The sequence below is a fragment of the Carboxylicivirga litoralis genome (genome assembly GCF_025499605.1).
Lineage (GTDB): Bacteria > Bacteroidota > Bacteroidia > Bacteroidales > Marinilabiliaceae > Carboxylicivirga > Carboxylicivirga litoralis.
Map to the genome: position 1 here is coordinate 1 of NZ_JAFMVC010000112.1, position 701 is coordinate 701.

Genomic DNA, 701 nt, shown 5'->3' on the forward strand with positions numbered 1-701 from the left:
AAACGATGATTATAGGCGCCTTAATCATGTTTGCGATTAAACAATGATACAAGTTTAGCGCTGTTTGTAGCTAAAATAAATAGGGGATACTATAGTTCCCCCTATAGTACCCCCTATTTAATTTATAACAGAGTATAGTTAATTGCAATAAAGTTAAATGCTTAAATCAAAAAGGTTTTTTTCACTAATTCGCTTATCTCCACTTAAATAGTTTTTAAAATCATTTAAGGGTTTGCCGTTATACGTAAAATGAAGCACAAGGTAATCTGCCGTTTGTTTTTGGGATGTTGTAAAAGAAATTTCCTCATTATTTTTACCTGTCAGAAATATTGAGGCTAGTTCTTGTTGATTTCCTAAAAAGTCAATTTTTGATTCAAACTCGTCACCTTCAATAAACTTTTTAAATTCTGCCGTAGGGTGAAACCTGCTCTTCAAAGCCATATAATAGTCATTTTTTATTCCTTCACTAAATAGAGGACGACCAATAGAATTTTTAGTTTCACTTGTATTGTTATTTGATTCTAGCAAAGCCTCAATCGCATCATAAATAAGAGGTATATTCTCTAAAAGTATTGATCCTCCAATCAAGGAAGAACTAAATGGGCAATTTTCTCCATAACCTCGAATCTTATGTTCAATACACTCTGCCTCTATCATGCAAAAATGATGAAATTCCTCTATTGAAAGGGTTTCGTCTTTTT

Annotated in this window: 1 protein-coding gene; it reads right to left on the bottom strand. The window is 32.0% G+C overall.

The genetic code is table 11. The features are described 5' to 3' along the window. Window positions 1-153 precede the first annotated feature (153 nt). Window positions 154-701 (bottom strand): hypothetical protein (locus J1N10_RS20975; RefSeq protein ID WP_262328680.1); only part of this gene is annotated, 548 nt, incomplete at its 5' end.